Origin of the sequence: Streptococcus sp. D7B5 (assembly GCF_029691405.1) — a bacterium.
In the GTDB taxonomy this organism is placed as follows: domain Bacteria; phylum Bacillota; class Bacilli; order Lactobacillales; family Streptococcaceae; genus Streptococcus.
This window is the reverse complement of sequence record NZ_CP121467.1, coordinates 185194-208868: the sequence shown is the minus strand read 5'-3', so window position 1 is coordinate 208868 and position 23675 is coordinate 185194. Positions and strand designations below refer to the sequence as shown.

Annotated in this window: 24 protein-coding genes, 2 tRNA genes, 1 other RNA gene and 2 pseudogenes; 9 read left to right on the top strand and 20 right to left on the bottom strand. The window is 41.9% G+C overall.

Annotation, left to right across the window (positions count from 1 at the left end; translation table 11 throughout):
* Positions 1-52: 52 nt before the first annotated feature.
* From P8P68_RS00970 to P8P68_RS00960, 3 genes are read right to left on the bottom strand one after another with little or no spacing between them, the layout of a single operon-like run.
* A complete protein-coding gene (locus P8P68_RS00970) occupies positions 53-2005 on the bottom strand; it encodes a fructose-specific PTS transporter subunit EIIC (RefSeq protein ID WP_247924047.1) in 1953 nt (650 codons plus the stop codon).
* The gene (gene pfkB, locus P8P68_RS00965) at positions 2002-2913 is read right to left on the bottom strand and encodes a 1-phosphofructokinase (RefSeq protein WP_247924046.1); all 912 of its coding nucleotides are present in this window, start codon (positions 2911-2913) and stop codon (positions 2002-2004) included. The genes P8P68_RS00970 and pfkB overlap by 4 nt, the downstream gene beginning before the upstream one ends.
* Complete coding sequence (locus P8P68_RS00960; RefSeq protein WP_000920660.1) at positions 2910-3650, bottom strand: DeoR/GlpR family DNA-binding transcription regulator; 741 nt, start codon at positions 3648-3650, stop codon at positions 2910-2912. Before P8P68_RS00960 ends, pfkB begins: the two co-directional genes overlap by 4 nt.
* 161 nt (positions 3651-3811) lie before the next feature.
* Between P8P68_RS00960 and P8P68_RS00955 the strand changes: the two genes are divergently transcribed.
* Positions 3812-3899 (top strand) — tRNA-Ser (locus P8P68_RS00955).
* A gap of 181 nt (positions 3900-4080) precedes the next feature.
* Here the strand turns inward: P8P68_RS00955 and P8P68_RS00950 are convergent.
* From P8P68_RS00950 to P8P68_RS00925, 6 genes are all read right to left on the bottom strand, one after another.
* On the bottom strand, positions 4081-5016 hold the full coding sequence (locus tag P8P68_RS00950; RefSeq protein WP_278276003.1) for a hypothetical protein: 936 nt from the start codon (positions 5014-5016) through the stop codon (positions 4081-4083).
* Between the two features lie 79 nt (positions 5017-5095).
* Positions 5096-5183: transfer RNA gene (locus P8P68_RS00945), tRNA-Ser, on the bottom strand.
* A 71-nt stretch (positions 5184-5254) separates the two neighbouring features.
* Positions 5255-5602, bottom strand: a transfer-messenger RNA (tmRNA) gene (gene ssrA / locus P8P68_RS00940).
* Positions 5603-5660: 58 nt separating this feature from the next.
* A complete protein-coding gene (locus P8P68_RS00935) occupies positions 5661-6296 on the bottom strand; it encodes an SGNH/GDSL hydrolase family protein (RefSeq protein WP_278276002.1) in 636 nt (211 codons plus the stop codon).
* A gap of 1 nt (position 6297) precedes the next feature.
* The gene (locus P8P68_RS00930; protein ID WP_278276001.1) at positions 6298-7125 is read right to left on the bottom strand and encodes an HAD family hydrolase; all 828 of its coding nucleotides are present in this window, start codon (positions 7123-7125) and stop codon (positions 6298-6300) included.
* A gap of 23 nt (positions 7126-7148) precedes the next feature.
* The gene (locus P8P68_RS00925) at positions 7149-8468 is read right to left on the bottom strand and encodes a CapA family protein (RefSeq protein WP_278276000.1); all 1320 of its coding nucleotides are present in this window, start codon (positions 8466-8468) and stop codon (positions 7149-7151) included.
* A gap of 155 nt (positions 8469-8623) precedes the next feature.
* Here P8P68_RS00925 and def point away from each other — a divergent pair, with 155 nt between their 5' ends.
* Both def and rlmB read left to right on the top strand, forming a co-directional pair.
* Positions 8624-9235, top strand: coding sequence for a peptide deformylase (gene def, locus P8P68_RS00920; protein WP_001272958.1), 612 nt, complete (start codon positions 8624-8626; stop codon positions 9233-9235).
* Positions 9236-9279: 44 nt separating this feature from the next.
* Positions 9280-10008 carry a 23S rRNA (guanosine(2251)-2'-O)-methyltransferase RlmB gene (rlmB, locus tag P8P68_RS00915; protein ID WP_278275999.1) on the top strand — a complete coding sequence of 243 codons (729 nt, stop codon included), beginning with the start codon at positions 9280-9282 and terminating at the stop codon, positions 10006-10008.
* 35 nt (positions 10009-10043) lie between these two features.
* On the opposite strand, the gene trxB is transcribed toward rlmB, so the two are convergent.
* The 7 genes from trxB to P8P68_RS00880 form a co-directional block, all read right to left on the bottom strand.
* Positions 10044-10955 (bottom strand): thioredoxin-disulfide reductase, encoded by a 912-nt coding sequence (gene trxB / locus P8P68_RS00910; protein ID WP_268711429.1) that lies wholly within the window; start codon positions 10953-10955, stop codon positions 10044-10046.
* Positions 10956-11020: 65 nt separating this feature from the next.
* Positions 11021-11245, bottom strand: coding sequence for a DUF4059 family protein (locus P8P68_RS00905; RefSeq protein ID WP_049506076.1), 225 nt, complete (start codon positions 11243-11245; stop codon positions 11021-11023).
* 78 nt (positions 11246-11323) lie between these two features.
* The gene (locus P8P68_RS00900; protein ID WP_000590997.1) at positions 11324-12067 is read right to left on the bottom strand and encodes an amino acid ABC transporter ATP-binding protein; all 744 of its coding nucleotides are present in this window, start codon (positions 12065-12067) and stop codon (positions 11324-11326) included.
* Positions 12067-12867 carry an amino acid ABC transporter permease gene (locus P8P68_RS00895; protein ID WP_268721685.1) on the bottom strand — a complete coding sequence of 267 codons (801 nt, stop codon included), beginning with the start codon at positions 12865-12867 and terminating at the stop codon, positions 12067-12069. The genes P8P68_RS00900 and P8P68_RS00895 overlap by 1 nt, the downstream gene beginning before the upstream one ends.
* A 156-nt stretch (positions 12868-13023) precedes the next feature.
* Positions 13024-13380, bottom strand: a complete 357-nt coding sequence (locus P8P68_RS00890) for an arsenate reductase family protein (RefSeq protein WP_045592122.1) — start codon at positions 13378-13380, stop codon at positions 13024-13026.
* A 12-nt stretch (positions 13381-13392) separates the two neighbouring features.
* The gene (locus P8P68_RS00885; RefSeq protein ID WP_278275998.1) at positions 13393-13908 is read right to left on the bottom strand and encodes a methylated-DNA--[protein]-cysteine S-methyltransferase; all 516 of its coding nucleotides are present in this window, start codon (positions 13906-13908) and stop codon (positions 13393-13395) included.
* The gene (locus P8P68_RS00880; protein WP_278275997.1) at positions 13905-14399 is read right to left on the bottom strand and encodes a GNAT family N-acetyltransferase; all 495 of its coding nucleotides are present in this window, start codon (positions 14397-14399) and stop codon (positions 13905-13907) included. Before P8P68_RS00880 ends, P8P68_RS00885 begins: the two co-directional genes overlap by 4 nt.
* A 134-nt stretch (positions 14400-14533) precedes the next feature.
* Here P8P68_RS00880 and P8P68_RS00875 point away from each other — a divergent pair, with 134 nt between their 5' ends.
* Together P8P68_RS00875 and P8P68_RS00870 are read left to right on the top strand one after the other, a co-directional pair.
* Complete coding sequence (locus tag P8P68_RS00875; RefSeq protein ID WP_001087578.1) at positions 14534-14980, top strand: DUF1836 domain-containing protein; 447 nt, start codon at positions 14534-14536, stop codon at positions 14978-14980.
* Positions 14977-15624 (top strand): hemolysin III family protein, encoded by a 648-nt coding sequence (locus tag P8P68_RS00870; RefSeq protein WP_001097972.1) that lies wholly within the window; start codon positions 14977-14979, stop codon positions 15622-15624. The genes P8P68_RS00875 and P8P68_RS00870 overlap by 4 nt, the downstream gene beginning before the upstream one ends.
* Positions 15625-15643: 19 nt before the next feature.
* On the opposite strand, the gene pdxT is transcribed toward P8P68_RS00870, so the two are convergent.
* The 3 genes from pdxT to P8P68_RS00855 all read right to left on the bottom strand — a co-directional run bounded on the left by pdxT (position 15644) and on the right by P8P68_RS00855 (position 18632).
* The gene (gene pdxT / locus P8P68_RS00865; protein WP_278275996.1) at positions 15644-16225 is read right to left on the bottom strand and encodes a pyridoxal 5'-phosphate synthase glutaminase subunit PdxT; all 582 of its coding nucleotides are present in this window, start codon (positions 16223-16225) and stop codon (positions 15644-15646) included.
* On the bottom strand, positions 16226-17101 hold the full coding sequence (gene pdxS / locus P8P68_RS00860) for a pyridoxal 5'-phosphate synthase lyase subunit PdxS (RefSeq protein WP_038806266.1): 876 nt from the start codon (positions 17099-17101) through the stop codon (positions 16226-16228).
* Positions 17102-17252: 151 nt separating this feature from the next.
* Positions 17253-18632: an FAD-dependent oxidoreductase gene (locus tag P8P68_RS00855; protein WP_000036762.1), complete on the bottom strand. Its 1380-nt coding sequence runs from the start codon at positions 18630-18632 to the stop codon at positions 17253-17255.
* Positions 18633-18939: 307 nt separating this feature from the next.
* On the opposite strand from P8P68_RS00855, the gene P8P68_RS00850 reads away from it, so the two are divergent.
* The 4 genes and pseudogenes from P8P68_RS00850 (at position 18940) to P8P68_RS00835 (ending at position 23422) form a co-directional block, all read left to right on the top strand.
* Positions 18940-19869, top strand: a complete 930-nt coding sequence (locus tag P8P68_RS00850; RefSeq protein WP_278276291.1) for an FAD:protein FMN transferase — start codon at positions 18940-18942, stop codon at positions 19867-19869.
* 18 nt (positions 19870-19887) lie between these two features.
* On the top strand, positions 19888-20493 hold the full coding sequence (locus P8P68_RS00845) for an NADPH-dependent FMN reductase (RefSeq protein WP_000915935.1): 606 nt from the start codon (positions 19888-19890) through the stop codon (positions 20491-20493).
* 17 nt (positions 20494-20510) lie between these two features.
* The gene (locus tag P8P68_RS00840) at positions 20511-21755 is read left to right on the top strand and encodes an NAD(P)H-dependent oxidoreductase (protein WP_000673672.1); all 1245 of its coding nucleotides are present in this window, start codon (positions 20511-20513) and stop codon (positions 21753-21755) included.
* 127 nt (positions 21756-21882) lie between these two features.
* A pseudogene (locus tag P8P68_RS00835) lies at positions 21883-23422 on the top strand (IS1182 family transposase).
* Here the strand turns inward: P8P68_RS00835 and P8P68_RS00830 are convergent.
* Positions 23374-23559: pseudogene (locus P8P68_RS00830) on the bottom strand (AI-2E family transporter); the annotation flags it as partial. The pseudogenes P8P68_RS00835 and P8P68_RS00830 overlap by 49 nt on opposite strands.
* Between the last annotated feature and the right edge of the window lie 116 nt (positions 23560-23675).

Below are 23675 nucleotides of genomic sequence, written 5' to 3'. Positions count from 1 at the left end.
ATAGAGAAAAAGATTGCACCAAATGGTAACAATCTTTCTATTCTAATACTTTTTATGCTTGTGGTTTGCGTAGGTAGCCATAAACCACACCACTTACAATTGCGCCAACCAAGACAAAGGCAAGGTAGAGAAGGGCATTTGAAGTAAGAGCGATGACGAAGATTCCTCCGTGGGGCGCCATGAGTTTAATACCTGCAAGACCAACGAGTCCGCCCGCTACTGCTGAACCAAGGATGAAGCTTGGAATCGCACGAGCTGGGTCAGCGGCACCAAATGGAATCGCTCCCTCAGTGATAAATGACAAGCCCATGATGATGTTTGTCAAACCAGAGTTGCGTTCTTCTTTGGTAAATTTATCTTTGAAAAGAAGGGTTGCGACAAAGATGGCAAGTGGTGGCACCATTCCGCCAGCCATAACTGCTGCCATTGCTACAGAACCACCTGAAGAAACAGTCGCTGCAAGCGTACCAGTACCAAAGACATAAGCCGCTTTATTAACTGGCCCACCCATATCAACAGCCATCATGCCTCCAAGAACGATACCAAGAAGGACAGCTGAACCTCCTCCAAGACCACCTAGGAAGTCATTCATAGCAGTGTTGATTGCTGCCATTGGAATATTGACAGCCAACATAACAAATCCTGTCAAGATTGTTCCGAAAAGCGGTAGGATAAGGATAGATTTAGCACCTTCAAGTGAACGAGGAACTTTAACGTATTTCTTGATAGCAAGAACCAAGGCACCTGCGATAAATCCACCAACAAGGGCACCTAGGAAACCAGATGAGACACCTGCAAGAGTTGAAGTTGCTTCACCACCTGCGGCATAAGGAATTTTACCAAAGGCAAAACCTTCTTTGGCAATAGCACCAGCAACGAAACCAGCTACCAAACCTGGTTTTTCAGCGATAGAGTAGGCTACATATCCTGCAAAGACTGGAAGCATCAAGCCAAAGGCAGCCCCACCGATTTTCATGAACATGGAAGCGAGCTCATGGTAGGATCCGAGATTGCCAAGACTATCTTGCGGCACACCAAAAGCTCCGTCGATTAAGAAGGCGAGGGCAATCATGATACCACCACCGATAACGAATGGCAACATTTGAGATACACCACTCATCAAGTGTTTGTAGAAGGCACCACCAAGGCCTTGTTTTTCATTAGATGCTGTTGCAGCTTTTGCTCCATTAGCAGCACGGTAAACTTCAGCATCTCCTGAAAGAGCCAAGTTGATCAATTCTTCTGTCTTACGGATACCGTCTGCAACTGGACGATTAACCAATGGTTTGCCATCGAAACGATCCATCTCAACAGCTTTGTCTGCTGCGATGATAACAGCTTTAGCATTGCGGATGTCCTCTGCAGTTAGTTGGTTGCCGACTCCGCTTGCACCATTGGTTTCAACCTTGATACCAACACCCAATTCAGCAGCCACTTTTTGAAGGGCTTCTTGAGCCATGTAAGTGTGGGCAATACCTGTCGTACAAGCTGTAACAGCTACGATAAAGTCGCCAGAGTCATTAGCAGGTGCTTGAACAGGTTCCTCAGCTTTTTCTGAAGCTTGGTCAAAAAGTTCAATAACTTGATCAGCTGATGTTACTTGACGAAGTTTGTCAGCAAAACCGTCTTTCATCAAGTATTGAGACAATTCTGCCAAGGCTGCCAAGTGAGTATCATTGGCACCTTCTGGAGCTGCAATCATGAAGAAGAGGTCTGTTGGTTGCCCATCCAAGCTTTCGTAGTCAACACCCTTGTTTGACTTAGCAAAGAGAACCGTTGCTTCTTTGACAGCAGAGTTCTTGCTGTGAGGCATAGCAATTCCGTCACCCAAACCAGTGGAAGTGAGAGCTTCACGCGCTAAGATTCCTTCTTTAAAGGTTTCAAAATCCGTCACATAACCGTGATCTACCAAACTTTTAATCATCTCTTCGATGACAGCTGTCTTTTCTGTTGCCTGTAAATCCAGCAACATGACATCTTTTCTCAATAGGTCTTGAATTTTCATCGTTTTTCTACCTCAACTTTTTCATATGTTTCTTTAATAAATTCCGCTGTTGCCAAGTCATCCGAGAAGGTAGTTGCTGTTCCACAAGCCACTCCCCATTTGAAGGCTTCTACTGCGTCTTTTGATTTGACAAATTCACCGGTAAATCCAGCAACCATAGAGTCACCAGCCCCGACTGAATTTTTGACTGTTCCCTTGATAGGTTTAGCGAAGTAAGCTCCCTCAGATGTGACAAGAAGAGCACCGTCGCCAGCCATAGAGATGATAACGTTTTGTGCACCTTTAGCTAGTAACTCACGAGCATAGTTCTCGATTTCATCTAAACTTTCGAGTTTCACTCCAAAGATAGCTCCAAGCTCGTGATTGTTTGGTTTAACCAAAAGTGGCTGGTAGTCCAAACTATCAATTAAGGTCTGTCCTTCAAAATCACAAACCACTTGCGCACCAGTCTGGCGTGTCAAGGCAATCAAATCTTTATAGATAACATTGCCTAGGTTCTTAGCACTCGAACCTGCAAACACAACCGTATCATCTGCTGTCAGACTAGACAAAATAGCTTTCAATTCTTCTAACTGAGCCGGTTCCACATTTGGACCAGTCCCGTTGATTTCTGTTTCTTGGTCTGCTTTAATCTTGACATTGATGCGAGTATCTTCTGCTACTTGGACAAAACGAGTTTCGATTTCTTCCTCTGTAAGGGTATCTGTGATAAATTTACCAGTAAAACCTCCGATAAATCCAGTCGCAGTATTTGGAATACCCAAGCGCTTCAAAACACGGCTGACATTGATTCCTTTCCCACCAGCAAACTTATCATCACTGTCCATACGATTGACACTACCGACTTGAACTTGGTCCAAGCGCACGATATAGTCAATGGATGGATTGAGTGTGACTGTATAAATCATACTTCTATTACCTCCGTTTTCTTCTTAATAGCCTGCAAGAGCTCATGCCCTTGACTTGTGATGACAATAGCGCGTTTAAGTGGTGCTACCTTGGCAAAGCAAGTTTGTCCAATCTTAGACGAATCCACTAAGACATAGGTTTGTTTGGCATTCTCTAAAATAGCACGCTTAACGGCTCCCTCCTCCATATCAGGAGTCGTATAATAACCATCGTCGACACCATTCATCCCAATAAAGGCACGGTCAAAGTGCAATTGATTGATTTGGTTAAGAGCAACACCACCGATACATGCATCTGTTGCCATCTTGACACTTCCTCCAACCATGACAGTTGGAATCTGTTTTTCAACCAACTGAACCGCATGGTGAATGGAGTTGGTCACAACTGTGATATTCTTATTAACCAATTCCTTGATTAAAAAAGCAGTTGTCGTTCCAGCATCAATAAAGATAACATCTTGTTCCTTAATAAGAGAGGCTGCTTTCTGAGCCAGTAGCTTCTTCTCTTGAAGGTTTTTGACAGATTTTTCTTGGATGGTTTCTTCTTCCTGCAAGGAGTGGGGCAATTCTGCTCCACCATGCACACGGCGAAGTTTGTTTTCCGCCTCCAACTCGTCCAAATCTCTTCGTACTGTCGATTCTGATGTTTCTAATAGACTAACCAATTTTTCTAGGGAAACTACATGATGTTGATTTAACTCCTCTAAAATCAGTTGCTTCCGCTCAGTTTTTAACACCAAATCACCTCCTGTTATCGTTTACACTATTCATTCTAGCACATTCTCTACTAAAGTCAAGCATTTTTTATCATTTTCTTTCAAATTCTATCATTTTTCTTATTTCCAAAATTTTTATTGCAAGATAAGTGGCTTTATGGTAGACTATTTGAGTAAGTATTGGAAGATTACTCAAGAGGCTTAAGAGGCCGTGTTGGAAACGCGGTAGGCGTGTAACAGCGTGCGTGGGTTCGAATCCCATGTCTTCCGTAGAAAAAAGAAAAACTGCACCTCAATGCAGTTTTTTTATCGTTCTAAGAACAATATATAGAAATGAAAGGCTGAGTTACTCTAACTATCACATCACATTTTTCTGTATCCTTCCCTATCCTAATTCATAAAAAAACAAGTAGTTTATTAAGACTACTTGTTTTTCTTTTAAATCTTAGGATTAGATATTGCTTTTATCTTTTTTATCTGAAGATTTGTCTGTTGATTTATCAGTGGATTTATCTGAAGATTTATCAGAAGACTTGGTTGAGTTTTTACGGACAATTTTATCATAACCTTCTGTATCATCAAGCAACTCTGTCGCCAAAGTACGGTAATCTTCTTGAGAAATCAGCCAGTTTCCATCCTTATCCTTTGTTAATTTGATTTCAGTATCAAAATCACCAGTAGTGAAAGGTGTATGAGCTAAGTTAGGGTCAACGTCACTGTAGGTTGAGAAATCTTTCTTGAATAGATGCTCAAAAATCCAGTAAGAAACCAATGTTTGGTAACGCTTGATGTCAACGTTTGAACCAGCTTGATTGTATTTACCTAGGTTATCAACACCTCCAATAAGAGTAGTGAGAACTTCCCTTGTAGATGAAGCCAATCCTTTAGAGTGTAACTTCTTAGAGTTGAAAGTAACAGTCGCTGTATTTCCTGATTCATCAACCTTCACGTCTTTAACAGTGTAAGAACCGATATCTTGATATAATCTACGTCTCATCTTCAAGAAACCTGAAATGGTTTCTTCTGGAGTTTCTACAGGGAAATCTTTGTGCCATTGTACTGAGTAGGTAGATGCAGGTGAAAGACCTTCTTCTTTGATTTTTTCACTTGTTTGAACTGCAAATACGGCCTCAGTCCATTTTTCATAAGTGTCGCCATAAATTTTCTTGAATCGTGCAGAGTCGCTAGTGAGAACAGAGTCTAGGAGAATTTCAGCATCTTTTGTAACTTTCTCTTTAACTTCCGCTGCTTCATCCTTCTTCTCAACTTGTTCCGTTTTCTCCTTGTTATCAGAAGAAGCTTCAGATGACTGATTAGAAAATACAGAACATGCACCCAAGACAACCGTCGAAAGGGCTAAGATACTTAGTAACTTGATCTTTTTCATGTTTCACCTCTTTATGAAAATTTACTCTTGGAGACCACCTCCAAGGATAGTTGTTTAGAAAAACACTGGGTTTATCTAACGGAGAATGGGGGATTCGAACCCCCGCGCCAGTTACCCGACCTAACGATTTAGCAAACCGTCCTCTTCAGCCTCTTGAGTAATTCTCCACTAACACACTAGAATAAATAGGATACAACAAAGGATACAATTTGGAAAAAATCTACTGTATACCTGTTCATAATGGAGCCGGTGGGAGTCGAACCCACGTCCAAACACCTGCCAACATATTTGTCTACAACCATAGGTTATGTATTGTTTTAACAGTCCCTCGACACATAACTCAAGCCTAGGAACTGCGAGTCTATTAATCTCTTATCAAACCACTAGACAAGGCTTGATCGTATCTCGCTAATCATAAGACCTGTCATTGAACACGAGCAATCCAAACCAGGTCACGCCTGCTGGTTTTTAGGCAGCTAGAGCGTAAGAAGTGTTATTTTTTGCAGTTATATTTAACTGAGCGTTTACGTCGCCACACGGGTTGCAAAATATGCCTCATAATGCCTGTCGAATCCGTAACGACCCCAGGATGTTAGAACTATTATAACCTATCTTCAAAAAAAATGCAAAATCAAGCCAATTCTTTAGAACAGATACGTTTTCAAAGCATCTGATAAAGCTTGATAACCGGCTACACTTAGATGGAGGCCATCCGTTGTATAGGCTGATTGAAGTTGTCCTTTTGAATCTGTCAAACTATCATAAATCGGCACAAAATCTACCTGCATATAGGCGGATGCTAGAGCCTCATAGGCTTGATTCCATTCCTTAATCTTTTCATTGGTACGAATATATACTGTCTGCTTGTATTCTTCTCCTTCATTGACTGACAAAATTGAAAGGAGCTTTATTTGTGACAGCGGATAATCTCGGTTGAGCGATTGAATCACACCTTCAAGATTATCCAAAGCTTCATTCATGGGAATATCTTTTCCGATATCGTTTGTCCCAATTAGGAGAACAATTTGATCGACAGCATCACCATAAAGATGGGCATCCAAATTCTCTAATAAAAGTCCCGTCTGGTAGCCTCGGATACCACGATTAACAATCGTCTTGGCAGTTCCCAACAACTCTTGAAGAGGGTAATACTCCACTATCGAATCACCAATAAAGATGATATCTGGCTCTAGAACAGATACTTGATTCAATTCACGATACTTGGTTTGAATCTTTGCCTGCTCTTTTAAAAGCCAATTTTCTAATAACTGTACTGCCACCTTATCCCTCTTTCTCTAACCACTTTTCTAGAATCTGATACACACCCGCCTGGCTGTTGGCTGGTGCCAGGGCAGTCGCAACTGCCTTGACACTATCATCTGCATTTTCCATAGCATAGGCAATTCCAGCCAGCTCTAACATTTCGATATCGTTTTCGCTATCACCAAAAGCCATGATTTGTTCTGATGTCAAATCCCAGCGCTTGAGTAATTCTTCCAATCCCCAAGCCTTGTGAACCCCAGCCTGCAGGATATCGATACAGCCATAACCGCTAGAAACAGCCCTTACACGACCATCAAAGAGGTCATTGATTTCCTGCAAAACTGAACTAGAACGTTCTTCACCAACAACCATGCTCATCTTTAACACTCCACCGAAGAGGTCTGAGTTTAGCTCATCCACAAAATTTGTCCTTTGGTAAAGTTTTTCAATCATCTCTGGAGTCATAAATTTTTCCAGGTCTGTAAAAACCGTTCCTTCCTTGACAAAACTCCCATTCATACTGGTAACGACGAACTGATCTCGACACTCCCTCCCTTTAAAATGAAGGAGAGCCTTGTCAACCATAGCATCATCCCAAATCTGCGCTTGAATCAGTTCATTGTTTTCAAAAATACGTGCCCCATTGGCAACGACTAGAACTACTCTACTCGCCAAGTGCTCCAGTAATTGCCTCATACGGTGAACTTCATTCCCTGTCGCAATGACAAAACGGATACCTCGTTCATCTAATTGGTCTAAAATCTTTTCTAAACGTGGCAAGTCCAGTTGCCCTCTTGGATCCAGCAAAGTTCCATCCATATCCGTTGCAATCAATTTAATCGTCATCTCGTCTCCTTTAGGGCAAGTGCCTACCACTTCAACCCTACATGTTCATTCATTTCTTTATAGGCCGTGTCAATTCGTTCCTTGGTCGCCTCGTCCAACTTGTCACGGTGACTGCCTCCCTCGATGAAGTCCTCTAGGATATAGGTCTGATAGAGGAAGAGCGGATAGCCTTCTGGAGAGTAAGTCCCTTTGGGTGTTCGATTTACCCAAGTAGGATGCGCTTTGGCCGTTTCAATCCTTGTCTTGCCATCTTTTTTCTTAATGGTCACGTCCATGAGAACACCGCGCTCCGTCCATTTGGCATTTTCCTCATCTTGCATGGTTTCAATGCGTTGATTTGAGAGAAAATTTCCCATGGAATAGATGATCAATTTTTTGTCACCATCTTTTTCAACGGTTTCAGCAGGTTCAACGACGTGAGGATGCCCTCCAAAGATAATATCTGCTCCCCAGTCAATCATCTTATGGTACAGTGTTTTCTGTTCTTCCGTTGGTTCTAGCTGGTATTCAATTCCCATCTGAGGCATGATGACAGTAATATCCGCCTCCTTCTCTGCGCGCTCGATTTCTGCCTTCATCTTATCTTCATTCAAATCAGAAAGATATCGATTATAGTCCTCTTGAGAGATATACTGCTCAATGCCATTAAAACCGTAAGAATAGGCCAGGAGAGCTATCTTGATACCATTGACTTCCTTGATGACTATAGGTGCTTGGTCTCGGGATTCATGCGTGTAGACTCCGATGGGTGTCATTCCAGCCTTTTCAATAGCTTGAGCCGTTGAAACCACTCCCTCAATTTGAGAATCCAAAATATGATTATGAGCCAAGTCTAGAACTTGGTAGCCTGCATCCTTGATCGCATCCATGACTTCTCCTGGTGCATTAAAGAGAGGATAACCTGCCAAATAGTGGTCCTTGTTCACCGTTCCTTCAAAGTCACCAATTACTAAATCAGCTTGCTTGAGCCAGGGTTTTACATACTCAAAATTCTCATGGAAATCATAGGTTCCATCTTCTTTAAGAGCTGTTCGGTAGATGGGGATATGGTAGAGAAGGTCACCATTTGCCATGATACGGGCTGTCTTTTCACCAGACTGATTTTCCTTGGATTGACCAGATGTACTAGCAGAATCAAGAGTTTGGCTACCAGGGCTTGTTCCCTTACTACCTTGTACTGCTCGAACTAATAAGTTCCCCCCCATGGACAAGGCAACTGCAAGCAATAACACAATAATAAACTGAGCATTGGTCCAGGATTTATAATTCCGAAAGAAATCCACACTAGTTCTCCACAACCCATAAAGAGAGCCCTGAGACCGTCTATCTTGTCGCTTTTCCATCTTTATTCCCCCTTGTCTTTTGGTGCAAGTCTTTTCTTTTATTATACCACAGACAAAAGAGGAATACCGTTTATTATATTATTTTTTAGGAACTTCTGCGACTTTCTTTCTCGCCTATTTTGTGTTATCATGTAGAGGTAATGAAAGGAGAGAAAATGTCTGCAATAGAACGTATTACAAAAGCTGCTCACTTAATTGATATGAACGATATTATCCGCGAGGGGAATCCGACACTTCGCGCAGTTGCTGAGGAAGTTACTTTCCCACTGTCTGACCAGGAAATCATCCTTGGTGAAAAGATGATGCAATTCCTCAAACATTCCCAAGATCCTGTTATGGCTGAAAAGATGGGACTCCGCGGTGGGGTTGGATTGGCTGCTCCCCAACTCGATATCTCAAAACGCATTATCGCTGTTTTAGTTCCCAATATTGTGGAAGAAGGTGAAACTCCACAGGAAGCCTACGACTTGCAAGCTGTTATGTACAATCCAAAAATCGTCTCTCACTCTGTTCAAGATGCTGCTCTTGGCGAAGGAGAAGGTTGCCTTTCTGTTGACCGAAACGTACCTGGCTATGTTATTCGCCATGCCCGCGTCACTGTTGATTACTTTGACAAGGACGGCGAAAAACACCGAATCAAGCTCAAAGGTTACAACTCTATTGTTGTCCAACATGAAATTGATCACCTAAACGGAATCATGTTTTACGATCGTATCAATGAGAAAGACCCATTTGCTGTTAAAGATGGACTCCTCATCCTCGAATAAAGAAAATCCCGTTGCAAGACGGGGTTTTGTGTTATAATAGAGGCATGAAAACAAATGATATTGTCTATGGCGTCCACGCCGTTACAGAAGCCCTCCTTGCAAACACTGGAAACAAACTCTACCTCCAAGAAGATCTAAGGGGAAAGAATGTTGAGAAAGTCAAGGAACTGGCTGCTGAGAAAAAAGTCTCCATCTCTTGGACCTCAAAAAAATCCCTCTCTGAAATGACCGAAGGCGCTGTCCATCAAGGATTTGTCCTTCGAGTTTCTGAATTTGCCTATAGCGAGCTAAATCACATTCTTGCCAAAACGCGTCAAGAAGAAAATCCACTTTTGTTGATTCTGGATGGTCTAACTGACCCTCACAACTTAGGCTCTATCTTAAGGACTGCTGATGCGACCAATGTTTCAGGTGTCATCATTCCCAAGCACCGTGCTGTCGGAGTGACTCCTGTCGTTGCCAAAACGGCCACAGGTGCTATTGAGCACGTACCGATTGCCCGAGTGACCAACCTCAGTCAAACCCTAGACAAACTCAAGGCTGAAGGCTTCTGGACCTTTGGAACGGATATGAACGGTACCCCTTGCCACAAGTGGAATACAAAAGGGAAAATCGCCCTCATCATCGGAAATGAAGGAAAAGGCATCTCTAGCAATATCAAAAAACAGGTCGATGAAATGATAACCATTCCCATGAATGGGCATGTTCAAAGCCTCAATGCCAGTGTTGCTGCAGCCATTCTCATGTACGAAGTTTTCCGAAACCGACTATAAAAAAGTTTCCAATCAGTTGATTGGAAACTTTTTTCTTAACTATGTTCTGTAATAAATTTGTATGCTTCTTGACCAGCGATAGCCCCATCTCCAACTGCTGTTGTTACTTGGCGAAGATCTTTTTGGCGAACATCCCCAACCGCAAATATACCATCAACGCTAGTTTTCATATGATTGTCTGTTACAATCCAGCCTGCCTGGTCTTGAATATTCAATTCTTTAACAAAATCGCTAACAGGATCCAAACCAACATAGATAAAGACACCACCAAAGGCTCGCTCTGTTACTTGACCTGTTTTTACATTTTCAAATACGACAGATTCTACTCGGTTTTCACCTTTGATTTCCTTGACAACAGAATCCCAGATAAAGTTGACTTTCTCATTTGCAAAAGCACGGTCTTGCAAAACCTTTTGGGCACGAAGTTGGTCACGGCGGTGAACAATAGTGACAGTCTTGGCAAAGCGAGTTAAGAAGAGAGCTTCTTCTACTGCTGAATCTCCACCACCAACTACGAGCAAGTCTTGGTCACGGAAAAAGGCTCCATCACATACGGCACAGTAAGAAACACCACGACTGTTCAGTTCTTCTTCTCCAGGAATCCCCAAAAGACGGTGTTTTGACCCAGTTGCCACGATGACAGTACGGGTTTCGTAAACTTGATCATCAGTGATTACCTTCTTATAGTCACCCTGATCTTCAATATTTTCAACGTAGCCATAAAGATGCTCCACTCCAAGGTTTTCAAGTGGTTCAAACATCTTTTCAGCCAATTCAGGTCCACTGATGTTGGCATAACCTGGATAGTTTTCAATATCAGATGTGTTATTCATTTGCCCGCCTGGCAGACCACCTTCAATCAAAGCCACTTTCAGATTGCTTCGAGCAGCATATAAGGCAGCGGTCATTCCCGCAGGTCCAGCACCGACAATAATCGTATCGTACATTTCGATTCCTTCTTTCTTGTTGTAACTATCTTTATTCTAACTCATTCTTGCTAGTCACGCAAGGATTATGCCTTGAAAACCAAGAGCAAACTCATGACGGCAAAGGATAACACCGGAATGACCAAAACTCCAATCATAATCATATCATAGAGATGGGCTTGGCGAGCTTTGGCTGTCTTGTCCACACCAGACATGGCTCTCAATCCAATCCAAATCCCCAGAAAAGTCACGACAAGGATGGTCGTTAAGATCAAACTCTCGAAATACAAAGAAAATAGATGCAGTAGCATGATCTCTCTCGTTTCTATCTTTTTTAAAGAGTAAACTCAGCTAGTCCAACTAACTGAGTTTTCCTTTTTTCTATTATATCAAATATAAGTCCGTTTGTAACTAGCGAAGAATTCTTTTGTTCGTTCTTCTTTCGGATGATTGATGATTTCATCCGGTGTACCAGACTCGATGATTTTCCCTTTATCTAGGAATAGAACCTTGTCTGCCACTTGGGCTACAAAAGACATATCGTGACTGACCAAAATCATGGTCTGACCTGACTTGGCAGCGTCTGCAATAGACTTTTCTACTTCACCGACCAACTCTGGGTCCAGTGCCGACGTTGGTTCGTCCAAGAGCAAGACATCTGGTTTCATAGCAAGCGCACGCGCGAGGGCAACCCGTTGCTTCTGTCCACCTGATAAGTGGCGAGGATAATGGTTTTCACGGTCAGAAAGACCCACCTTAGCCAACTCTTCCTTGGCGATTTTTGTTGCTTCCTCATCTGATAATTTCTTAACAACAACCAAGCCTTCCTTGACATTGTCAAGGGCTGTTCGGCGTTCAAATAAGTTGAACTGTTGGAAAACCATAGATAACTTGCGACGAAGGGTTAAAATCTCCTCTTGGCTAATCTGAGAAAAATCAACTTTAAAATTGTCAATCTGAATCGTTCCACTATCTGGAGTTTCAAGGTAGTTCAAACTACGAAGAAAGGTTGATTTTCCAGCTCCAGATGAACCAATCAAAGCCACTACCTCACCTTTTTGGATATCCAAGTTCAGATGATTCAAGACTGTCTGTCCAGAAAAGGATTTGCTTAAATTCGAAATCTTAATCATTAACGAAGGTCTCCTTTCACATCTGTAGATACTGCATCCGGCGCTGAGATAGCCATTCTTCTCTCAATGAAACGGCCGAGGCTTTCAATTCCAATATTGACTACCCAATAAACAAGGGCAACGGAGATGAAACGTTCAAAATAGCGATAATCAGCTCCACCTAAAATCTGAGCTTGAGCAAAGACTTCCACAACACCCGCACTAAAGGCTAGAGAAGTTCCCTTGGTCAAGCCGATAAGGGAGTTGATCAAAGTCGGCGTCGCTACCACCGCCGCATTTGGAATAATCACACGACGGTATACTTGCGCACGAGTCATACCCAAACTGCGTGCCGCCTCAATTTCACCTGGATTAACAGAAAGGATGGCTGCACGAATCGTTTCACTTGCATAAGCCGCCTCATTAAAAGCAAAGGCCACAATCGCAAAAAGTGCCGCTGGAATCGCATTGATATTAAAACCAGTGCCCCATTGTTGGTTGATAGCTTTCAATAACAAAGGAATTCCGTAGTAGGTCAACATAAGTTGAACTAGGATTGGGGTACCTTTTAAGAAGCTGACGAAAAAAGCCTGCAAGGGATATAAGATCTTAACACGATTGATCTTTACAATGGCAAAAATCAGGGCAAGTAGCAAACCAAAGAGTGCACCTCCAAGCGTCAACATCAAGGTTGTAGGCAGTTGTTGGACAATCCTTGGAATTCCATCAAAGACCGAACGCAAACTAAAGAGCTTACCATCCGGAATGAGTTGCATCAAACTTTGGTACCAATCTGATGCTAAAAATGTTGTAACAGTCATAAAAACATCCTCTCCTGATAATGATTCATTCTATCATACTTCTGCTCGCAAGCAAATTATTTGCTACGGGCTGCTCAAACTTCGTCTATCTTCTAGTTTATCACACTTTAAAACAGGGAAGCTATATATTTTACCTATCAAGGAGATAAATAAAAACTATCTCAAACCTAAGTCCTCATAGGGTCTTCTATAGCCGATTTGTTTAATAGCACCATTCTCCACCAAAATTGGACGTTTCAATAACATGCCATCACTGGCTAGAAGCTTGGCTGCTTCTTGTTTTGACAAACTTCCCACCTTATCTTTCAAGCCCAGTTCGCGGTATTTAATCCCGCTAGTATTGAAAAATTGTTTCACTTCAAAACCGGAAGTTTCCAACCAGTTCAAAATCACTTCTTCACTTGGTGTTTCTTCTACGATGTGGACATCTTGGTATTCAAGTCCAAGTTGATCCAATTCATTTTTTGCTTTCTTACAAGTTGAACATTTTGGGTATTCGATAAATTCTAACATCTTCTTTTCTTTCTATTTTTTATTTTCTTGAAATGCTGCACCTTCATGTTGCAAGAGCCAGGCTTTCTTTTCGACTCCCGATGCATAGCCTGTCAAGCGATTGCCTGACCCCAGCACACGATGACAGGGTACGAGGATGGACCAAGGATTGCGCCCCACTGCTCCGCCAACCGCTTGGGCAGAAGCTACTTGCAGGTCCTGCGCTATTTGTCCGTAAGTCACTGTCTGACCATAAGGAATGGCCTGTAAGTAAGCCCAGACTCGCTTTTCAAAATCTGTTCCAATAGGAGCCAAAGGTAAGTCAGATAGATCCTGAACACTGCCTTCGAAATAGGTATCTAAATAGGAAATAACTTGCTCTAATACAGGATGGCTAGCAACTTCTTCTATCGTTTCATCCCCTAATCCCCTCTCAAAATGAGTTTGGTCCTGCACCCAAATTCCATAGAGATATTGCTCGTCAGCAACTAAGGATAAGGTTCCAATCGGCGACGGGTAGAGCATTTTTGCGTACTTTTTCTGCGTCATTTTTTTAATTTCTGATAGGCCAAACGTTCCCCATCAACTGGAACTTTTCCAACCTGACTGAAGCCCAGCTTTTCAAAGATATGCTGCATGGCCTTGTTTTGTGCATGCGTATCTGAACGAAAATCTAGGTAATCAAATCCTTCAATCAAGCCTTCTAGGAAAGTCTGCGCAACTCCCTGCCCTTGGACATCTGCTGCGACAGCGATACGGTGAAAGACCAGATATTCTGATTCTTCTCCCTGCCAACATCCTTCATAAATGGCTTCATAGGATTCCTCTGGGCTCTTGGTCACAGCAGCATAGGCTAGCAGTTCTCCCTCTTCCAAGGCCACATAAGCTTGACCAGAGATGATATCATCAATAATGATATCTGCATTTGGATAGCCATTTTGCCACTGGTCGCTACCAGACTCAGCTAAGCACTTTTTAGCATCCTCCATCACCTGCATAATCGCATCTACTTCGTTTGGAAAAGCTAAACGAATCTCCATCTTTTCCCCTCATTTCTAACTAGTTTCTCTCATCATAGCATAATTTAAAGCTTTCTACAAGCAGTTGAAACTTGACTTTTGTTTTTTATTATTTTATAATCTAGTTATCAAAACTAGATAAAAAGGAGTTGGAAATGAATTCTAACTTTTCCTACCCAAAATGGGAAGATATTCCGAACATTGACCTCTATCTGGATCAGGTTTTACTTTATGTCAATCAAGTCTGTGCCCCTATCTCTCCAGATAAAGACAAGGGACTAACAGCATCCATGGTCAATAACTATGTCAAACATGGTTACCTGACAAAGCCAGACAAGAAAAAATACCAACGCAAACAGATTGCACGTTTGATTGCCATCACCACTCTAAAGTCTGTCTTTTCGATCCAAGAAATCGCTCAAACACTGAATACTCTGCAAACTCAAGCGAGCTCAGACCAGCTCTACGACGCTTTTGTAGACTACATGAACCATGGGATTGATCCAGAAAATCCTATTATCCAAACTAGCTGTCAAACGGTTAAACTCTATCATCAAACTCTAGACTTAATCCTTATCAAAGAAGAGGAGGAAATCCAATGAATACCAGTCTAAAACTCAGTAAAAAGCTCAGTTTTGGAGAGGAAATTGCTAATAGTGTGACCCATGCTGTTGGTGCCGTTATCATGCTCATCCTACTCCCCATTTCATCCACCTATAGTTATGAAGCACATGGATTTTTATCATCTTTTGGCGTTTCTATCTTTGTTATCAGTCTCTTTCTCATGTTCCTCTCGTCAACTATTTACCACTCTATGGCCTATGGTTCAACCCACAAATACGTCTTGCGAATCATCGACCATTCTATGATTTACGTGGCTATCGCAGGCTCTTATACGCCGGTCGTATTGACTTTGATGAATAACTGGTTTGGCTATCTGATCATTGCCATTCAGTGGGGAACGACCATCTTTGGCATCCTCTATAAAATCTTTGCTAAAAAGGTCAATGAGAAATTCAGCCTTGCTCTTTATTTGATCATGGGCTGGTTGGTTCTGGCTATCATTCCTGCCATTATCAGTCAAACAACGCCAATTTTCTGGAGTCTCATGGTAACTGGTGGGCTCTGTTATACAGTTGGAGCTGGATTTTACGCTAAGAAAAAACCTTATTTCCACATGATTTGGCATCTCTTTATCCTAGCAGCCTCTGCACTTCAATATATCGCGATTGTTTATTACATGTAAAAAAGTTGAGAATCTTTTCTCAACTTTTTTCTTTACACATATTGATAAAATACTGGTGCAAGCGAGCATCATCTGTCAATTCTGGATGAAAAGAAGTTACCAGCATATTTTTTTCTTTGGCTGCAACGATTTGATCATCAACTGTTGCTAGAATTTCTACGCCCTCTCCAACACTGCTGATAATCGGACCACGGATAAAGGTCATGGGAATCTGACCAACTCCCTTACATTCTGCTTCTGTATAGAAGCTTCCTAGTTGGCGCCCATAAGCATTGCGCTCAACCACTATATCCATAGTCGCTAGATGACTTTCTTCCTGAGAAGTAATTTCCTTAGCTAGCAAGATTAAGCCCGCACAAGTTCCAAAGACTGGTAAGCCATTGAGAATAGCTCCTCTTAGAGGAATCAACATGTTCTGGTCACGCAAGAGTTTGCCCATGGTTGTAGATTCTCCACCAGGCAAAATCAAACCGGACAAGTCACTCTGATATTGTTGAAAATCCTCTAAATTTCTGATTTGGACACTAGCGACTCCTAGTTTATCTAGCACTTTTGCATGTTCTGCAAAGGCGCCTTGCAAGGCTAATATTCCGATTTTCATCTATTTTCCTCGCTCAGCCATGAGAATTTGAATTTCATTCTCATTAATTCCAACCATGGCTTCCCCTAGATCTTCAGAGATTTGTGCTAGAATTTGAGGATTATGATAGTTGGTTACCGCTTTGACAATAGCACTTGCTCGTTTAACAGGGTCTCCTGATTTGAAAATACCTGAACCAACAAAGACACCCTCTGCCCCCAATTGCATCATCAGCGCAGCATCTGCTGGTGTTGCAACACCTCCAGCTGCGAAGTTTACAACTGGCAATTTTCCATGTTCATGAACGTATTGGACCAATTCTACAGGGACTTGCAAGTCCTTGGCAGCCACATAAAGTTCATCTTTGCGAAGATTTTGAATACGGCGTATTTCTTGATTCATCATGCGCATATGACGAACGGCTTGAACGATGTCACCTGTACCGGGTTCTCCTTTTGTCCGAATCATGGAAGCTCCCTCAGCGATACGACGCAAGGCTTCACCCAAATCCTTAGCTCCACAGACAAAAGGAACTTGGAATTCCTTCTTATCTACATGGAAACGATCGTCTGCTGGAGACAGCACTTCACTCTCATCGATATAGTCAATCTCAATAGCCTCTAAAATCTGAGCTTCAACAAAATGCCCAATTCTGACCTTGGCCATCACTGGAATACTGACCGCTTCTTGGATTTCCTTAATCATCTTTGGATCACTCATACGAGAAACTCCACCAGCTGCACGAATATCAGCTGGAATCCGCTCCAAGGCCATAACAGCAGCCGCACCAGCAGCCTCTGCGATACGAGCCTGTTCAGGGTTCTGAACGTCCATGATAACCCCACCTTTGAGCATCTGTGCCAAGTTTTTATTTAGTTCATAACGATTTTCAGTCATTTCTTAATCCTCATCATTTGTATTGGTAGCTACCATTTCATTTTAAGCCAGATTAGAATGAAGTACAAGATAAAAAAAGGATAATTGTATGGGTACAGGAATAAGAAAAAACTATCTGACCTTCAGTTAAGGCCAGATAGCTCATCATTTTTTATTTTTCAGCTGTAAGTGCAGCCATTGTGATGTAGTTGTATGGTTTGTTAAAGTGTGGCAAGAAGAATAGGTCTGTCAATGCCAATTTATCAATTGTCACATGTTCTTGGATAGCAAGTGAGAACATATGAATTCCCATGCTGATAGCAGAATCGTGTGAAACCATTTGAGCGCCAAGAATTTCGCGGCTGTCTTTGTCAAAGACAATCTTGATGGCAACTTCGTGGTTGTCATGTTTGATAAATTCTGGTTTTTGAAGATCGTTAAAGCCAGTTTCAGTTGCATTATAGCCTGCAGCTTTGGCTTTTTCAAGAGTCAAACCAGTCGAAACCATGTGAAGACCGTAGATAGAGATACCGTTTGATCCTTGAACTCCGATTCCTTCCAATTCATGTCCACAAGCGTTATAAGCACCAACGATACCAGTACGTACAGCGTTAGACGCAAGAGCGATGTAGCTTGTATCTTTACGTGCATTGTCATAAACAGTTGCACAGTCACCAACAGCGTATACACCTGGGATAGATGTTTCTTGTTTCTTATCTACAAGGAAGGCACCGTTACGGAAGAGTTCAATCTTACCGTCAGCAAGAGCTGTGTTTGGACGGAAACCAACAGCAAGAACCACCATATCCACATCAAATGTTTCTTTGTCTGTTACCAAGCGTTCAACTTTTCCATCACCTTGGATGGCTTTAACTGTTTGACCAAGAGCCAAGCGGATGTTGTGGTCTTCCAAGTTCTTCGCCATCATTTGAGTAAAGTCTTTGTCATAGTAGCCGTTCAAGACAGTGTCTACGATATCGACAAGCACTACTTCTTTTCCAAGACGCTCGAAAGCTTCGGCAAGTTCTACACCAATGTAACCACCACCAACAACGGCAATGCGCTCAAGGTGTTTGCTCTTGTCTTCAAGTTTTTCAATAACTTCTTCAGCGTTTTGGTACAATTTAACAAATTGTACATTTTCAAGAGTCGCTTTGAATTCGCGGTTACCCTTAACGATTTCAACACCTTCGATTGGAGGCAAGATTGGAGTTGAACCAGTTGCAAAGATCAATTTATCATAAGACTCTTTGTGCTCTTTTCCTTCAACTTCTGCAGTCACAACTTTGTTATCGTAGTCAATTGAAAGGACTGGTGAGTTCATGTAAACTTTAGCACCTTTTGCTTCCAATTTTTCTTTATCAGAGTAGAAGAGACCTTCTGGGCCATCAATTTGTTCCCCGATCCAAAGCGCCATTCCACAACCAAGGAATGAAATATTTGAGTTTTGGTCAAACACTACGATTTCGTTCTCATGTCCGAAGTTGTCCAACATGGTATTAATACAAGCTGTACCAGCGTGGTTAGCACCAACTACAACGATTTTACTCATAGAAAAATTCCTACCTTTAATTTTTGATTTACCTTTCTAGTATATCATTTACTGTTAGCGTTTACAAGATATTTGCTCAGAATTCTCTTTTTTTCAGAAAAAAATACACTTAACATTGATAAATCCAATTTTTCTATCGATTTCATATTAGTTTTGAGCATATTTCTTGACTTTTTGTCAAAATTCATTTGTGAAAACGCTGACTTTATGATATGCTAGATACATGGAAAGAAAATGTAAGGGGTTTAATTTTTCTTTAACGACCTTATATTGAATGATTTCCTATAAAGAGAAAGGAGCTGGTAGCTTGCCTCTTCATTCACGTTCTGAACGGCTAATGGGAACAACTATCACGATTTCATTAGTAGATGAACAGGCTGATTGCCTACTTCAAGGAGCCTTTGATTTGCTCAAGGAACTCGAATACCGCTTTAACGCCAACAGTCAAGAATCCGAACTGATGGAAATCAACTACCAGGCTGGAATCAAACCTGTTAAGGTTCATCCTGACCTGTTTGAACTGATTGCTCTTGGACTGGAGCATAGCCTAGCTCCGTCTAGCCATCTAAATATCAGTATTGGTCCCTTGATTCAAACCTGGCGAATCGGATTTGCAGATGCACGGCTTCCAGACTCTAAAGAAATCGAAGCTGTCTTATCTCTAGTTGACCCGCATTTTATCAAGTTGGATCCGACTAGCTCTACTGTCTTTTTAGAGAAGAAAGGAATGAAGCTTGATTTAGGTTGTTTAGCTAAGGGCTATAGTGCAGATAAGGTTGCCCAGTATTTGAAAGAACACGGTGTCACCTCTGCCTTGATCAATCTCGGAGGAAATATCCTCACCATCGGGAATAACCAAGCCAAAGAAGGGAATGCCTGGCAGATTGGGATTCAAGATCCGCAAAATCCTCGTGGCAATCATCTCCTAACTATCCCTGCTTCTAACAAATCCGTTGTCACTTCAGGTATCTATGAACGCCACCTGACAGTAGATGGAAAAGACTATCACCATATCTTTGATAGTGAGACAGGATTCCCTGTCGAAACCGATCTTGCTAGCCTAACGATTGTCTCTGATAAATCCGTTGATGGTGAGATTTGGACAACGCGCCTTTTCGGAGAACGAAGCGCTTCTATCCTCTGGCAAGTCGAAAGTATAGATGGTATTGAAGCCATCCTCATCGACAAAGAGGGACGCCTTGCATGTTCTTCAGGCCTTCAAAATTGTATCATGTAAAAAGAGAAAGGAAATCTCATGCTAAAACTTATTGCCATTGTTGGAACGAACTCTAAACGTTCTACAAACCGCCAATTGCTCCAATACATGCAAAAACACTTTGCTGATAAAGCTGAAATTGAACTCGTTGAAATCAAGGATATCCCTGTTTTCAACAAACCAGCAGATAAGCAACTTCCAGCTGAAATTCTTGAGATTGCAGCTAAAATTGAAGAGGCTGATGGTGTGATTATCGGTACTCCTGAGTACGACCACTCTATCCCTGCGGTATTGATGAGCGCTCTTGCTTGGCTATCTTACGGTATCTACCCACTTTTGAACAAACCAATCATGATCACTGGTGCTTCTTACGGTACACTTGGTTCATCTCGTGCCCAATTGCAACTTCGTCAAATCTTGAATGCTCCTGAAATCAAGGCAAATGTTCTTCCAGATGAATTCTTGCTTTCACACTCTCTTCAAGCATTTAACCCAAGTGGTGACTTGGTTGACCTTGATGTCATCAAGAAATTGGATGCCATCTTTGATGACTTCCGTATCTTCGTGAAGATTACTGAGAAATTGCGCAATGCACAAGAATTGCTTCGCAAAGATGCAGAAGAATTTGACTGGGAAAATTTGTAAGATAGGAGACCGAAAGAATGAAATTTGTTGGACTTGTTGGATCAAACTACGATCAATCATATAACCGCAAACTCTTGGAATTTATCCGTCGCAATTTCAAATTCAAATTTGAATTAGAAGTCCTTGAAATCGACGAAGTTCCAATGTTTAACCAAGACGAAAAATGGGACGAAAGCTTCCAATTGCGCTTCTTGTATAACAAGATTACACGTGCTGATGGTGTCATTATCGCAACTCCTGAGCACAACCACACTATCTCAGCTTCACTCAAATCTGTACTTGAATGGCTTTCATACGAAGTTCATCCATTTGAAAACAAGCCTGTTATGATTGTGGGTGCATCATACTATGACCAAGGAACATCACGTGCCCAAGTTCACCTTCGTAAAATCCTTGACGCTCCAGGTGTCAATGCCTACACGCTTCCAGGTAACGAATTCCTTCTTGGTAAAGCTAAAGAAGCTTTTGATAACAATGGAAACATCACCAACGAAGGAACTGTTAAATTCCTTGAAACTTGCTTAGATAACTTTGTAAAATACGTAGGAGTCGTTTCGAAATTGAAAAAACCAAAACCAATCGAACCAGAAGACTTGGATTGTGGAAAACCAATTGCAACAACCATTACAGAAGTTGATCCTGACGATCCAGAATGGGTAGAAAAAGTTGCAGCAATCACTGGCGCTGTTTCTGGTGATACCTATGTCAAATTGGACCACGGTATCCTGACAGTTAACCAAATTGATATGTTCTTGAAAGCTATGCCATTTGAATTGACATACGCTGACGACAACAACCAATTCCTCTACTACAACAACGCTCACCAAGATCCAGACACCATGTTTGCTAAACGTGTACCACCTCAATCAGGTAGCCGTATGTCGACTGTTCATGGTTCTCTTCCACCAGCACGTATGAAGAACGTAGAGTGGGTTATCGGAACACTTCGCAACGGAAACCAAGAATACGTTCGTACTATCGTTCCAGGTTCTCCTGCAGGTGTCATCAACACTCACAACTACCAAGCAATGTACTATCCTGATGGATCATACGCTGGTATCAATGAAATCGTCTTTAACTTCCAACCATGGCTTGACTGGTACCTAAAAGAAACGGGTCAACGTTTGGTAGGTGGTAGCGGACCATTTGCTCCTGCTGCTGGAGGTCATGGAGACGCCGATGCTACTTCCGGCGCTTCTGATTCAGGGGATGCTGGAGGCCACGGTGGTGACGCTGACGCTACTTCTGGTGCAAGCAACTAAGAAACCAAAAAGGAGCCAAATGGCTCCTTTCAGATTGAAGACAAAGTCCTTAGAAGACACTTTTCTAAGGGCTTTTCTTTTTGTAAAGTTGTATCATAGAGGTAAGAAAAGTTGTGAGGTGCTAACTATGTTTCACAAAGAAAAACCAGATTATCATCGCTGCCAATATGGCTTCTATACGATAGACGAATTGGTCCCAAGAGATCACTTTCTTCGCCAAGTGGAATCAGAGGTTGATTTTGACTTTATCTATGACTTAGTTGAAGATACCTATAGTCCAGATAATGGTCGTCCTAGTCTCGATCCCGTCATGTTAGTCAAAATTCCTTTGATTCAATGCTTTTATGGCATTCGCTCCATGCGCCAAACCATTAAAGACATTGAAGTAAACGTAGCCTATCGTTGGTTTCTTGGACTAAGCTTGGATGACAAGGTGCCTCATTTTACCACATATGGAAAGAATTACAGTCGTCGCTTTCAAGATAAAGAACTGATTACCGAGATATTTTTACAAGTACTCCATCAAGCTTTATTTGCTGGTTTAATGGATCCTTCGGAAATATTTGTGGATGGTACCCATATCAAAGCTGCAGCTAACAGTCACAAGTATCATAAGGAAATGGTTGCCCAACAAGCTAAATTTATGAATGAGCAATTGGAAGTTGAGATTGATGTAGATAGGAGAAAACACGAAAAAAAGTCCTTAAAGCCCGCAAAAGAAAGCGAGGCTAAGGAAAAGAAAATCTCAAGGACAAATCCTGAGAGTGGTTGGTTCCGCAAGGGGGAACACAAGGAAGTATTTGCCTATTCTGCCCAAGTAGCGTGTGATAAGCATGGTTGGGCCTTGGCTTATAGTGTTGAAGCAGGAAATGTACACGACAGTCAGGCTTTCCCTGCCCTTTTTTCAAAGTTAGAAGCTTTCTCCCCACGCTACATTATTGCGGACTCAGGCTATAAGATCCCAGCTATTGCCCATTATTTATTACAGCGAAACATTATCCCTGTCTTCCCCTATACCCGCCCTAAGGGAGTAAGGGGGAACTTAAGACCCGGTGATTTTGTTTATGATGCCTTCTATGACTGTTACCTCTGTCCAGAGAACCAAGTATTAGCCTATCGCACGACGACCCGAGCAGGCTATCGTGAGTATAAGAGTGATCCAAAAGTATGTATCGCCTGTCCCCTATTATCCGTTTGTACCCAGAGCCAGAATCAGCAGAAAGTCATCACAAGACATGTATGGAAAGACGACCTTGAATATTGTGAAGAGATTCGACACCAAAGAGGGATGAAGGAGCTTTATAAGAAGCGCAAAGAAACAATTGAGCGACTCTTTGGGACTGCCAAAGAATACCACAACCTTCGTTATACAAGAGAGAAAGGCAAGTCCAAGATGGAAGATAAGATTGGGCTTACTTTAGCGTGTTTGAATCTCAAAAAACTAGTAAAAATGAGGGTGGACAAGCCTTTTTATTTTGTTCAAATGACCATTATTCTATCAAAAGATGGAATTTTAGCCTGACAAACAGAAAAAGACAAACACCATTTGGAATGTTTGTCTTCAATCTAAGACGGAAGACCCTTCTTCCGTCTTATTTCTGGTATCGAGACTCTGGAATCAATCGATTCCAAGCTCTTCCTTCTTCTTCTGCTGGGTTTCCTTGTGATTATCATAGCGATCTACCAAGAACTTGGCGATTTCTTTGAGGATAAAATGAGTCGGGATTGCCACAATCATCCCCAGCATGCCATGGATATTGCTGGATAAGAGCAAGAGCACCCTGATGGTAATAGGATGGACCTCATCTAACACCAGATAAAAAAGATAATCATTAGCAAAAGGACCTACATCAGCTTACTTTTATAAAACATCTACCTCCTCCTATCGGTTATTTTTTCCTAAATTTTGTTATAATAAAG